The organism is Brevibacterium sp. 50QC2O2 (assembly GCF_024580675.1).
In the GTDB taxonomy this organism is placed as follows: Bacteria; Actinomycetota; Actinomycetes; order Actinomycetales; family Brevibacteriaceae; genus Brevibacterium; species Brevibacterium moorei.
This window is the reverse complement of the sequence record NZ_JANIJZ010000001.1, coordinates 198,656-210,836: the sequence shown is the minus strand read 5'-3', so window position 1 is coordinate 210,836 and position 12,181 is coordinate 198,656. Positions and strand designations below refer to the sequence as shown.

Genomic DNA, 12,181 nt, shown 5'->3' with positions numbered 1-12,181 from the left:
CCAGACTACGCCAGGTGACCTGAGCGGTCCGGGATATCAGTCCTCGGAGGTCTGCGAGTTGGCACGGTCCGCGTCGTCGGCCTCGGCCTCCAGTTCCGCGGCCTCATCGTCGGCGAAGGGCTCCTCCTCGTCGAACTCATCGCCGCCGGTCAGGGTCGCGGCGTCATCGTCCTCTTCGGCTCCCGTACCGGTGGGGTCAACCGGCTCGAAGGAGCGCAGTGCCCCGCGGTCGCTGGGGTCGGCAGGCGGGTCCAGAGTGATGAGCCACTCGCTGCCGCGGTGCACCAGCCCGGGTCGCACCGGAGTCAGATCGCGCACGCGCAGCATCGCCGATCCCACTGTTCGGGTGTCCAACAGGGATTCGCAGATCAGTCGGGTCGGCAGGGAGATGAACTCATTGGGCCCGGCGCCGGCCTCCTGGGCAGCGGCATCGGCCCGGGCCAGGACCTCGGCCGGGGACAGCCACCCGCCCCACGCATCGCCCACGGGTCGGAAGCGGACGCGCTGGCCATGGGGCAGGGCCAGGGTGAAGTAGACGGTGTCCATCCGCCGCAACTGCCATTCGGTGTTGACCCAGCGCAGCCAGGGGTGCAGCATGTCCAACCGCAGTGTCATCGACTGGCTGCGCAGCAGGCCGATGAACTTCTGCCTGCGGTCCTCCACTGCCGTCCGACCCCGTTCCAACCAGGGGAAGTCCTCCGCGGTCGCCAGGCGGCCACTGGGCAGGGCCGCCAACAGAACGCCCATGCGCATGAGCAGGACGCGGGCCGCCGCGGTGAAGTAGCTCAGCGCCCTGGCCTGGTTGTCCACCCGCAGGGCGCGCGCACAGTCGGCGGCGTTCCAAGCGGACAGGGGCGCGCGCACGGCGTCGCCTGCCCTGGTGGGGGCGACGGGGAAGGACCAGCGCCCCGGATCGGCGATACCGGGGTCGGTCTGCGTCCGAGTCACGAAGACCTCGAGCCCATCCGGGGTGTCGCGCAGCAGCACGGCGCCGGCATAGGGCTTGGGGGTGTCGGGGTGCGGACGCGCGCCGGCCCGGGAGAACAGATCGACCACCTGTCGTAGTTCGGTGGAGATCGGGAACTCCCGGGCCGGCATGGTCGCCTCAGCGCCTCAGTGTGGACCGCGAACGGTTCAGCGCGTCGCCGACATACGGAAACGCGCCTGGATCTCGACCTCGACACAGGAGCCCAGCGGCAGGGCGGCCACGCCCACGGCCGAACGCGCGTGGTCGCCGGCGGGCTTGCCGAACAGTTCGCCGATGATCTCCGAGGCGCCGTTGATGACGGCGGGCTGTTCGGTGAAACCGGGAGCGCTGGCGACGAAGCCGGTGACCTTGACGATGTCCTCGATCCGGTCGAAGTCGCCGATCACGGACTTCAGGGCGGCCAGGGCGTTCAGCGCGCACTGGCGGGCGGCCTCGTAGCCCTGTTCCACCGTCACATCGGCTCCGAGCACGCCCGGGTGCAGCAGCTTGCCGTCTGCGAAGGGCAGCTGGCCGGAGGTGTAGACCATCGTGTCCACGCGCTTGGCGGGAACGTAGACGCCGGCGGGTGCGGCGACTTCCGGCAGGGTGATGTCAAGGGCTTTGAGACGTCCTTCGACCAGGCTCATGGGATTCTCCTAGGGTTGGTTGGCTGTGGGTGCGGGACCGAGGCCGCGGCCGGGGGCCGCTGCCGGACCGGAGTTACGACCGGACCGGCTCAGGCCTCCTTGGGCCGCTTGAGGTAGGCGACCAGGCCATTGCCGTCCGGGCCGGGGATGACGGTGACCAGTTCATAGCCCTCGTCGCCCCAGGTGTCCAGGATCTGCTTGGTCGCATGGATCATCAGGGGGACGGTGACGTACTCCCACTTCTGCATGGGCTCTCCTTCGCGTTGTCTGCGGGCGGCCACACGGCGGCACCGGCTGTGCTGGCGGCGTCCAAGGCCAGGGGCCAGACGCCTACACCCGATATCCTAGACCACGCATCGGACACGGAATCGGAGGCCACCTGCTGGGCGACTCCACCCCCGGCAAGGACCGCCGAACGGCTGTCAGTTGCCGCCCAGGCCGTAGCCGCCCTCGGGCTTCTTGTCCTTGTCCTTCTGATCGGACTTGTCGTCGTCCTGCTTGGCCTTGTCGTCCGGCTTGTCCTGATCGGAATCGTCTTCGTTCTGCTGGTCGTCTGTGTCCTCGTCATCCTGGCCGGAGGAATTATTGGCACCACCGTTCCCGGACGATGCGCTGATGTCTCCGCGGGAGAAACCGGTATTACCGGACGTGTGTTTGACCGCCTTGCTCATATACGACTGCCAGGTCTTACCGGAGATCGTCGCACCGAAGATCCGACCGGTCACGCTGCCCTTAGAGTTTTTGCGCCAGTCCTTGACCCCGTCCGGGTTGCCGGTCCACACAGAGGTCGAGATCTTCTTCGTGAAGCCCGACAGCCAGGTCGAACCGACCTCGAAGTTGGTCGTACCGGTCTTGGCACCGGCGGGCACGCCGATGCTCAGGCCACGGGTGGTACCACCGCTGAAGCCCTGGGTCAGCGCCCAGGCCACGCTCTTGGCGATTTCCGGGTCAAGCGCCTCGTGGCAGTCCGGATCCGGCGCGTCGACCTTCTTGCCGTTGACGTCCTTGATCGACACGATCGGCGAGGGCTTGCAGTAGGTGCCGCCGGAGGCGAACACGGCATAGGCGCTGGCCATATCGATCGGGGCGATCTCAGACACGCCCAGAATCGACGAGGGGCCCATAGCCGGGTATGTATCGACCTTCTTGGCCTTGCCATTGACCATGGCCCACTGCTTCTGAGCGTCCTCCAGCCCATCGCCATTGCCGTACTTGACGCCCAGGTCCTCGGCCGTCTTGAGGATGCCGCACATATTGAGTTGGTTGCCCATGGCGGCATAGGCGGTGTTCACTGAGTTCTTGGTGGCATCCAGGGCCGTCATCGACGGCTTGGCCTCACCGTCTCCTGCGTTCCTCGGGTTCCACGATGCCTGTGCACCCCGGCAGCCCTCATACTTCCAGGAGCCGGCTGGGAAGGTGCGTCTGCTTGCATTGACCGTACCGCCCAGGCCATGGCCCTCCTTGAGCCATTCGGTCAGGACGAAGGGTTTCCAGGTCGACCCGACCTGGAAACCGCTCATGCCGTTGTACTGCTTGGGAACATTGAAGTTCCAGGCCGTCTTCGTGTATTTCTTCCCGCCCTCCGTGGCGGTGTACTTGCGATTCTGGGCCATCGCCAGGACCTTGCCGGTCCCCGGTTCCACGGACACGACCGTATGGCCGGCACCGGACTTGTCACCGGTGGGCACACGGTTTTCAATCGCCTTGACCGCGTCCTTCTGCATCTTCGGGTTGATCGAGGTCTTGACCGTCAGACCACCGCGGGAGAGCACTGTGGCACGTTCCTGTGGAGTCTTGCCGAAGACCGGGTCCTCCTTGAAGATCTCGGAGACGTAGTCACAGAAGAATCCCATCCCGCGTTTGGCAGTGGTGCAGCCGTTGGGAGTTTCGTGCAGCTTCAGATTCAACTTGGCCTTGACGGCCTTATCGTGTTCCTTCTGGTCGATCTTGCCGTGCTGGAGCATCAGCCCCAACACCACATTGCGCCGGTTGATCGTCCCCTCCGGGTTGCGCTCCGGGTTGTACAGGGACGGGTTCTTCACGATGCCGGCCAGGGTCGCGGCCTGTGCCACGTCCAGATCCTTGGCGTCGATGCCCCAGTACCGGTAGGCGGCGGCCTCCACACCGTAGACGCGCGGGGAACCGGAGTAGTTGTTGATGTTCATATAGCGGTTGAGGATGTCCTCCTTGGGGAACTTCTTCTCAACCGAGATGGCCAGCTTCGCCTCGCGCAGCTTGCGCGCATAGCCGGCCACGCCCTCGCCCTCGGTGGCTTCTGCGACGCGCGGGTCATCGGGTCCGAATTCGGCCTCCGCATCCTCCGTCAGCACGTTCTTCACATACTGCTGAGTCAGGGTCGAACCACCCTGCTGATTGGTCGACACCAGGTTGTGCACCAGGGCACGCCCGATGCCCTGCAGGTCGACGCCGCCGTGTTCGAAGAACCGATAGTCCTCGACCGCCACCGTTGCGTCCTGCATGGGCTTGGAGATCTTGTCCAGTGGCACCTCTTCGCGGTTCTTCCAGTAGAACTGCGCGATCGTGGAGCCGTCAGCCGCCTGGATCGTGGACTTCTCCGCCAGCGGGCGGGGGTCCAGTTCGCTGGGCAGGGCGTTGAACACGTCCACCCCGGCCTGGGCACCGGCGGTGCCCACCCCCACGACGGGGATGGCGAGGCCGGCGGACACGACGCCGGCGATCACCGAGACGGCCAGGAACTGCATGAATGCGCGGATCCCACCCTTTTTGGTGTCAGACACAGAAGAAGCCATGGCGCAAGTCTAGCGAAGTCCGGAAAAACCAGCGTGGAGCCCGTGCGCAGCCCACACCCAGGTTCACGAACGGCAAACGGCCGGTGCCCCGGGCCGCGGGCTGACCCGCCGCGAGCCGACCCCGCGCGTCAGCCCGCGGTGGTCAGGGTGATGAGCGAGGCCTCGGGCCGGCAGGCGAAGCGCACCGGGGTCAGTGCGGAGACCCCGGTTCCCCCCGATACCTCCACCCAGCTGTCCAGGCAGCGGAACAGGCCGCGGGCCCGATCGCGCGGCTGATCGCAGTTGGTCGCGGGCGCCCCCCAGAAGGGGATGCAGACCTGGCCGCCGTGGGTGTGCCCGGCCAGGATCAGCTGGGAGCCAACGGCCGAGAGCTTCGCCAGGGCGCGCTGATAGGGGGCATGGGTGACGCCGATGCGGACATCGGCGTCCGGGGCGAAGGCCGGCGCGTGGTCGGCATCCAGGGCGATGTGGGCGTCGCCCAGGCCGGACATGGCGATCCGCGCCCCGTTCGCCATGACCAGGGCTGCGGCATTGTCCAGCCGGTTCCAGCCCGCGTCCCGATAGGCGCCGACGAAGGCCTCAACGGGCAGATCGGGCACGGCCGGATACTTCGACCGCTTGTTCGAGGGACCGTCCAGATACTTCAGCGGATTCTTGAAGTGCGGAGCGAAGTAGTCGTTGGACCCCAGCACGAAGGCGCCTGGACGCTCCAATAGACGGGCGTGGGAGTCCAGCACCATGTCCAGGGTCTGGCCGCCGAAGTTGTCACCCGTATTGACCACCAGGTGCGGGTCGAGCTCATCGGCCAGGCCCAGGATCCAGCGGGGCTTCCAATGCTGCCAGGTGGTCTGGTGCTGATCGGAGATGTGCAGAATGCGGACTGTGCCGGTGCCGTCTGTGCCGGTGAACCCGGCCGGCAGCAGGGGGAGTTCATAGCGACGGATGCGGAACCAGTTCGGTTCGACGAACAGGGACCAGCCGGCCACGGCGGTGCCGGTCAGGGCCAGGGTGCCGGCGGCGGCCAGCAGATTTCGGGTTGTGCTCACCGTCGGGAGTGTACCCGGGCGGGATTCGAAGGCACTGAATCATTCCCACGGGATTCGGCCCGCGCTCTGCGACTCTCAAGCCTTCACCCGCCGGCCAGGGTCCTGGCGCATTCCCTCTGCCCATGTTCGAAAGCGCCCGCCATCCGAGGTCGGATTGCGGTTGTGCGGGCTGTCGATGAGACTTGGGTCCATGACCGCAATGGAGCACAGCACCTTGAATCCCCTCCCCCGCACGGCTGCCGACGACACCGGGGACGACACCGCGCAAGATGCCGTCCGGGACCATGCCGCCCAAGTGCTCGACCGGCTGTTGACGGAACGTTTCAGCTGCCGGGCGTTCCTCCCCGAACCGGTCCCCCACGAGACGATCTCCCAGATCATCGCCTCCGCTTCGCATGCGCCATCGTGGTGCAATACCCAGCCCTGGCACCTGCACGTGCTCGAGGGGACCGCGGCCGGGGAACTGCGCGGTGCGGTGTCCACCGCCGCCCGGCAACGGCTGGCCAAGGGCCTGCCGGAGACCCCCGACATCCCCTTCCCCACGTCCTTCGAGGGCGTCTACCGCGAGCGCCGGCGTGCTTCGGGCTGGCAGCTCTACGATGCGGTGGGCGTGCGCAAGGGTGACCGGGAGGCCTCGGGGCGCGAAATGCTGAAGAACTTCGACTTCTTCGCAGCCCCCACGGTGGCGATCCTGACGACCACCGCAACGCTGGGCACCTACGGGGTGTTGGACTGCGGGCTGTTCCTGCAGTCGTTCCTGCTGGCAGCCCAGGCGCGCGGCGTGGCCGGCGTGCCCCAGGCTGCTCCGGCCGGCTACTCCGATGTGATCCGCCGGGAGTTGGGACTCGACGACGATCGCCTGGTGGTGTGCGCGGTGGCCCTGGGCTTCCCCGACTCCGAGGCCCCGGTCAACGGCTACCGGACCGCGCGGCAGGGGCTCGACGAACTGGTGACCTGGGTGGGTTGAGCGTCGGGTAGGACTTTCGACAGTGTCTGAGCGTTCCTGCGAGTGCCGCATCGGGCACGAACGGCCGATAGGTGTCATGAACTTCCGCCTAACCCGGCGAAAATCCCGCCTTTTGTGACACCGCCCTACGTTCGCGACCCCGACGAAGGAGCGGAGGCGGGTGAGGTCAGCCCTCAGGAACACCCGACCGCGCTCGGGCCTCCGTTCAGCCGGCCAGGGAGGGGTGGCGGTCCAGGTCGGCCTGGCGGCCCGTCAGTTTACGGGTGTGGCGGCGCATCCGTACGGCGCCGATCGACCGGCACACCAGGTAGATCAGGAAGCTGATCGTCGTGACGAAGGGGCTGATCGGCACGCTGGGCGCGCCCAGGGCGATCAGGATTCCACCCACGCTGGAGACCAGGGCGAAGGCCATCGACAGCAGTGGCACCACCACAGGATTTGCCGACACCTGGGTGGCGGCGGCGGCAGGCGTGATGAGCAGCGCGAGTACCAGCAGCACACCCACCACCTGGACGCTGAGCGCCACGGCCAGGCCCAACACCAGCATGAAGACGATCGTCAGCGCACCCACCGGCACGCCCTTGGCGCGGGCTATCTGCGGGTCGATCGAGGAGAACATAAGCGGGCGCCAGATGATCAGCAGGACCACCAGCACAATGACCGCGCAGATCACCAGGACCCGTACCTGGTCAGGGGTGATCGCCACGATCTGCCCGGTCAGCAAGCCGAACTTGTTCGCCGCCCTGCCGTCGTAGAGGGCCAGGAACAGGATGCCCAGGCCCAGGCCGAAGGGCATGAGCACACCGACGATCGAGTTCTTCTCCGAGGAGCGCACGCCCAGCACGCCGATCAGCAGGGCCGCCAGCATCGAGCCGACCATGGAGCCGTAGACCACATCGGCGCCCACCAGCAGGGCAAAGGAGGCGCCGGCGAAGGACAGTTCCGAGATGCCGTGGACTGCGAAGGCGATATCGCGGGTGACCACGAAGACGCTGACCAGTCCGCCCACGATCCCCAGCAGGGCGGCGGCGAACAGCGAGTTGCGCAGCAGGTGGACCAGTTCGCCGTAGTCGTCGAAGGTGAAGGAGGCGAAGAAGGTGGACAGGAAGTCGATCATCGCGCACCGCCCGTGCCGGTGGCCGTGGCCGAGGTCCCGGCGGCCACCGCAGCCCCGCCGGCAGGTGCCCCGTCCTCGCCGCCGACGATGATGAGCCGCCCGGCCGCGCGCACGACCTCGACGGGTGATTGGAACAGGTCCGACAGTGCTTCTGTGGTGATGACGTCCTCCGGTTTTCCGACCAGGAAGTGGCCGCCGGCGATGTAGAGCACGCGGTCGACATAGGGCAGGATCGGGTTGATCTCGTGCGTGACGAACAGGACCGAGGTCCCCCGCTGCCTGCGCTGTTCGTTCAGCAGGTGGGCGACCAGGCGCTGATGTGGGATGTCGAGGCTGAGCAGCGGCTCATCGCACAGCAGGATCTTCGGATCGCTGGCCAGCGCCTGGGCCAGGCGCAGACGCTGTAGTTCCCCGCCGGACAGTGTGCCCACCGGTTCGTTCGCATAGTCCTGGGCACCCACGGCCGCCAGCAGTTCGTCCACCTGGCGGCGCTTGGAGCGACTGGGCCAGCCGGTGCCCCAGCGGTGCCCGTCGATGCCCATACCCACCAGGTCGCGGGCGCGCATCGGGGTATCCCGGTCGACTCCCCGCTGCTGGGGCACATAGCCCACGTCCGGATCCCCGCGGTGGACTTCGTGCCCGTTCAATTCGACGGTGCCCGAATGCAGCCTGTACTGGCCCAGCAGGGTCTTCAGCAGCGAGGTCTTGCCTGAACCGTTGGGGCCCAGGATCGCGATGAACTCCCCCGGGTGGACGTCGATGTTCAGGCCGTGCCACAGGACGCGTTCGCCGAAGCGCAGTTGCGCGTCGTGCAGTTGCAGAACAGGGGGTTGGTTTCCACTCACCTGATCACTGTACCCAAGCGTTGTCACGGACGGAGTCCCAGTGGACGTGGCGGATCAGCCCAGGGCCTTGTCGATGGCGTCGATGTTGCCGCCCATCCAGGTCACGTAATCGGTGTCGGCCGGCATCGTTTCACGCAGGTCGACGACGGGCACGTTCGACTTCTCGGCGGAGTCCTTGAGAGCGTCGGCCTGGGAGTTGGAGGCCTGTGTGTTGTAGGCCAGCAGTTTGACCTGCTTCTTCGAAATCTGGTCCTGAGCCGACTTGAGCACCAGCGGCGGCACGTCGTCGCCCTCTTCGACGGCTTCGAGGAAGTCCTCGCTCGTGGCGTTGTGCAGGCCCATATCACCGAACAACCACAGCGGCACGGGTTCGGTGGCGGCGGCCTTGGCACCGTTGTGGTCCTTCTTGACCGTGGCCGCCTTGTCCTCCAGGCCCTGCAGCTTGGACTTGTAGGCATCGGCGTTCTTGGTGAAGGCATCGGCATTGTCCGGGGACTTCTCCCCCAGCTCCTTGGCCACCGCGTCGCTCACCTTCACCATGGTCGGCACCGAGTACCAGACGTGCTCGTTGAACTCGCCGTGCTCGTGGCCCTCCTCGCCGTGCTCGTCACCGTGCTCATGGCCATCCTCATCATGGCCCTCGTCACCGTGGTCGTGGCCCTCATTGCCCACGCCGTCGGAGCCCGGCAGGCCGGAGACCGAAACGGCGTCCACCACAGTCGGGTCGACGTTCGCGGCCTTGATCATGGAGGTCATGAACGCGTCGTAGCCACCGCCATTCTCAACCACCAGGTCGGCCTTGGACACCTTGAGCTGGTCGGCGCTGGTCGCCTCGTAGTCGTGCGGATCCTTGTTCGGATCGTCGATGACGGCCGTGATGTCGGCATCGTCGCCCGCGACGTTCTTCACGATGTCCGCATAGACGTTCGTCGAGGTCACGACCGTGAGCTTCCCGGAGTCCGCCGAACCGCCGGACGCGGAGCCCGCCTGGGCGGAACCGCAGGCCGCCAAGAGCAGAGCGGATGCGCTGAGGGCTCCGATGGCCGCGAACCGGGCTGGTTTGCGCAGTCGGATGGATGCACTGGATGAGGCCTTCATGGAACCTGCTTTCTCATATGTCTGCCGGCTTATGGGTCCGGCTGAATGCAGACGGCCCGCCACCGCGCGCATTCACTGCGCATGGTGGCGGGCCGTCGTTCGACGTTGGTTCCACCGTACTCATGTAGGTGCATATGCACTAATCAAAATATGCACATCCGCGCATACCGTGACCGACCATAAAATAGAGGCCCGCTAAATGATGATCGAGGCCGCCGTGGAGGCACGATCATCATTTAGCGGGCTCCTGAAGTCCGGAATGCGGATCCCGTCAGCGCTGGGCCAGCAGGGCCGCGATCTGCACGGTGTTCAGCGCCGCGCCCTTGCGCAGATTGTCATTGGCGATGAAGAGCACCAGGCCCTTCTTGCCCTCGGCCGACTGGTCCTGGCGGATCCGGCCCACGAAGCTGGGGTCCGCACCGGCGGCCTTGAGCGGAGTGGGGACCTCGTCGAGCACCACGCCGGGCGCCTGGGCCAGGACCTCGCGGGCCCTCTCCGGGGTGATGTCCCGGTCGAATTCCGCATGGACGGACAGTGCGTGGCCGGTGAACACGGGTACCCGCACGCAGGTGCCGGCCACGCGCAGCTCCGGGATCCCCAGGATCTTCCGGCTCTCATTGCGCAGCTTCTTCTCCTCGTCCGTCTCATTCAGGCCGTCGTCGACCAGATTGCCGGCGAAGGCCAGGACGTTGAACGCGATCGGCTCGACGTAGACCTGCGGGGCGGGCAGCGTGACGGCTCCACCGTCGTGCACCAGGCCGCGGGCATCGGGCAGTCCGGCTTCCAGCTGGCCGTACAGTTCGTCCACACCGGCCAGTCCGGAACCGGAAACGGCCTGGTAGGTGCTGACCATCAGCCTGTTCAACCCGGCTTCCCGGTGCAGGGCCGCCATCACCGGCATGGCCGCCATGGTCGTGCAGTTCGGGTTGGCGACGATCCCCTTGGGGATGTCGTCCAGAGCGCCCGGGTTGACCTCGCTGACGACCAGAGGGACCTCCGGGTCCTGGCGCCAGGCGCTGGAGTTGTCGACCACGGTCACGCCGGCCGCGGCGAAGCGCGGGGCCTGCGCCTTCGAGGTGGCTCCGCCGGCGGAGAACAGGGCCACGTCCAGCCCGCTCGGGTCCGCGGTGGCCGCGTCCTCGACCGTGATCGGGGTGCCCTTGAAGTCCAGCTGCTTGCCGGCCGAACGGGCCGAGGCGAAGAAGCGGATCTGCTCGATGTCGAATCCGGGATCGTTCGCCAGCAGGGTGCGCATCACGGCACCCACCTGGCCGGTGGCGCCGACGACGCCGATCTTCAGTGAGCTCATCGTCCGGTACCTCCGTATACGATCGCTTCGACCTCTTCGGCATCAAGACCGTAGGCGGAATGGGCCACGCGCACCGCTTCGTCCAGCAGGTCCGCGCGGGTGACCACGGAGATGCGGATCTCCGAGGTCGAGATCATGTCGATGTTGATGTGGGCGTCCGACAGCGCCTCGAACAGCTTGGCGGTGACACCGGGGTGGCTGCGCATGCCCGCGCCGATCACCGACAGCTTGCCGATCTGATCGTCGTAGCGCATATGGTCGAAGCCGATTTCGGACTTCGCGTCCTCCAGGGCCCTCGTCGCCTTGGCTCCGTCGGAGGCGGGCAGGGTGAAGGAGATGTCCGTGCGGCCCGGGTCGCGGGTGGAGATGTTCTGCACGATCATGTCGATGTTGATTTCGGTCTTGGCCATGATCGTGAAGATCTGCGCGGCCTTGCCGGGAATGTCCGGGACGCCGACGATGGTCAGCTTGGCTTCGGAGCGGTCGTGCGCGACGCCGGAGATGATTGCCTGTTCCATAGTGGTGTCCGTTTCTTCTGTGTCGGTACCTTCCGGGGTGAGTGCGCCCGGTTTGCGGCGGGGACGGAATTCCGCCGGGATCGGATCGTCTGTCACCCAGGTTCCCTGGTTGTGCGAGAAGCTGGAGCGGCAGTGGATCGGCACATTGTAGCGGCGGGCGTATTCGACCGCGCGCAGGTGCAGCACCTTTGCGCCCGAGGCCGCCATCTCCAGCATCTCCTCGAAGGTGATCGTCTCGATCCGGCTGGCCGCCGGTACGATCCGCGGGTCGGCGGTGAACACGCCGTCGACGTCCGTGTAGATCTCACACACATCGGCGTTCAGCGCCGCTGCGAGGGCGACTGCGGTCGTGTCCGAACCACCGCGGCCCAGGGTGGTGATGTTCTTCGTCGTCTGGGACACGCCCTGGAAGCCCGCCACGATCGCGATATTGCCCGTGTCCAGGGCCGAACGGATGCGTCCGGGGGTGACGTCGATGATGCGGGCGCGGCCGAAGGACTCGTCGGTGATCATGCCGGCCTGCGAACCGGTGAAGGACTTCGCGTTGAAGCCCAGATTGGCGATCGCCATGGCCAGCACAGCCATCGAGATGCGCTCACCGGCGGTCAGCAACATGTCCAGTTCGCGGGCAGGCGGCATGGGGGAAACCTGCTGGGCCAGATCGATCAGATCGTCGGTTGTGTCACCCATTGCGGATACCACCACGACGACCTCGTGCCCGGCCTTGCGGTATTCGACGATGCGCTGGGCGACGCGCTTGATGCTGGCAGCATCCGCCACCGACGATCCGCCGAACTTCTGAACGACTAGGCTCATGCGTTCACTTTCCTAGGTGGGAGCGGGGAACCGGGGGTGAGGACCCGGACCCGTGCGGAATGGCTCCGTGGTCCATTCCA

The 12,181-nt window shown here is 66.5% G+C and carries 11 protein-coding genes; 1 reads left to right on the top strand and 10 read right to left on the bottom strand.

Annotated features, from left to right (window positions below):
- Window positions 1-36 precede the first annotated feature (36 nt).
- The 5 genes from NQ038_RS00875 to NQ038_RS00855 form a co-directional block, all read right to left on the bottom strand.
- Window positions 37-1,098, bottom strand: coding sequence for a hypothetical protein (locus NQ038_RS00875; RefSeq protein ID WP_257047939.1), 1,062 nt, complete (start codon window positions 1,096-1,098; stop codon window positions 37-39).
- Window positions 1,099-1,134: 36 nt separating this feature from the next.
- Window positions 1,135-1,614 (bottom strand): RidA family protein, encoded by a 480-nt coding sequence (locus NQ038_RS00870; protein WP_257058681.1) that lies wholly within the window; start codon window positions 1,612-1,614, stop codon window positions 1,135-1,137.
- An 89-nt stretch (window positions 1,615-1,703) separates the two neighbouring features.
- Window positions 1,704-1,862 carry a hypothetical protein gene (locus NQ038_RS00865; protein ID WP_257047937.1) on the bottom strand — a complete coding sequence of 53 codons (159 nt, stop codon included), beginning with the start codon at window positions 1,860-1,862 and terminating at the stop codon, window positions 1,704-1,706.
- Between the two features lie 174 nt (window positions 1,863-2,036).
- Window positions 2,037-4,385 carry a transglycosylase domain-containing protein gene (locus NQ038_RS00860; protein ID WP_257061483.1) on the bottom strand — a complete coding sequence of 783 codons (2,349 nt, stop codon included), beginning with the start codon at window positions 4,383-4,385 and terminating at the stop codon, window positions 2,037-2,039.
- Between the two features lie 128 nt (window positions 4,386-4,513).
- Window positions 4,514-5,431: a metallophosphoesterase gene (locus NQ038_RS00855; RefSeq protein ID WP_257058677.1), complete on the bottom strand. Its 918-nt coding sequence runs from the start codon at window positions 5,429-5,431 to the stop codon at window positions 4,514-4,516.
- Between the two features lie 190 nt (window positions 5,432-5,621).
- Between NQ038_RS00855 and NQ038_RS00850 the strand changes: the two genes are divergently transcribed.
- Complete coding sequence (locus tag NQ038_RS00850; RefSeq protein WP_257061481.1) at window positions 5,622-6,398, top strand: nitroreductase; 777 nt, start codon at window positions 5,622-5,624, stop codon at window positions 6,396-6,398.
- A 205-nt stretch (window positions 6,399-6,603) separates the two neighbouring features.
- Here NQ038_RS00850 and NQ038_RS00845 read toward each other — a convergent pair whose 3' ends face one another.
- The 5 genes from NQ038_RS00845 to NQ038_RS00825 all read right to left on the bottom strand — a co-directional run bounded on the left by NQ038_RS00845 (window position 6,604) and on the right by NQ038_RS00825 (window position 12,101).
- On the bottom strand, window positions 6,604-7,515 hold the full coding sequence (locus tag NQ038_RS00845) for a metal ABC transporter permease (protein WP_257061480.1): 912 nt from the start codon (window positions 7,513-7,515) through the stop codon (window positions 6,604-6,606).
- Complete coding sequence (locus NQ038_RS00840; protein ID WP_257061477.1) at window positions 7,512-8,360, bottom strand: ABC transporter ATP-binding protein; 849 nt, start codon at window positions 8,358-8,360, stop codon at window positions 7,512-7,514. The genes NQ038_RS00845 and NQ038_RS00840 overlap by 4 nt, the downstream gene beginning before the upstream one ends.
- A gap of 54 nt (window positions 8,361-8,414) precedes the next feature.
- A complete protein-coding gene (locus NQ038_RS00835) occupies window positions 8,415-9,458 on the bottom strand; it encodes a metal ABC transporter solute-binding protein, Zn/Mn family (protein ID WP_257061475.1) in 1,044 nt (347 codons plus the stop codon).
- A 271-nt stretch (window positions 9,459-9,729) separates the two neighbouring features.
- Window positions 9,730-10,767, bottom strand: a complete 1,038-nt coding sequence (locus NQ038_RS00830) for an aspartate-semialdehyde dehydrogenase (RefSeq protein ID WP_257058668.1) — start codon at window positions 10,765-10,767, stop codon at window positions 9,730-9,732.
- Window positions 10,764-12,101, bottom strand: coding sequence for an aspartate kinase (locus tag NQ038_RS00825; protein WP_257058665.1), 1,338 nt, complete (start codon window positions 12,099-12,101; stop codon window positions 10,764-10,766). Before NQ038_RS00825 ends, NQ038_RS00830 begins: the two co-directional genes overlap by 4 nt.
- Between the last annotated feature and the right edge of the window lie 80 nt (window positions 12,102-12,181).

Excerpts from the sequence above, each read along its gene's own strand:
- NQ038_RS00875 (WP_257047939.1), bottom strand. The coding sequence starts at position 1,098 with ATGCCGGCCCGGGAGTTCCCGATCTCCACCGAACTACGACAGGTGGTC.
- NQ038_RS00870 (WP_257058681.1), bottom strand. The coding sequence starts at position 1,614 with ATGAGCCTGGTCGAAGGACGTCTCAAAGCCCTTGACATCACCCTGCCG.
- NQ038_RS00865 (WP_257047937.1), bottom strand. The coding sequence starts at position 1,862 with ATGCAGAAGTGGGAGTACGTCACCGTCCCCCTGATGATCCATGCGACC.
- NQ038_RS00860 (WP_257061483.1), bottom strand. The coding sequence starts at position 4,385 with ATGGCTTCTTCTGTGTCTGACACCAAAAAGGGTGGGATCCGCGCATTC.
- NQ038_RS00850 (WP_257061481.1), top strand. The coding sequence starts at position 5,622 with ATGACCGCAATGGAGCACAGCACCTTGAATCCCCTCCCCCGCACGGCT.
- NQ038_RS00845 (WP_257061480.1), bottom strand. The coding sequence starts at position 7,515 with ATGATCGACTTCCTGTCCACCTTCTTCGCCTCCTTCACCTTCGACGAC.
- NQ038_RS00835 (WP_257061475.1), bottom strand. The coding sequence starts at position 9,458 with ATGAAGGCCTCATCCAGTGCATCCATCCGACTGCGCAAACCAGCCCGG.
- NQ038_RS00830 (WP_257058668.1), bottom strand. The coding sequence starts at position 10,767 with ATGAGCTCACTGAAGATCGGCGTCGTCGGCGCCACCGGCCAGGTGGGT.
- NQ038_RS00825 (WP_257058665.1), bottom strand. The coding sequence starts at position 12,101 with ATGAGCCTAGTCGTTCAGAAGTTCGGCGGATCGTCGGTGGCGGATGCT.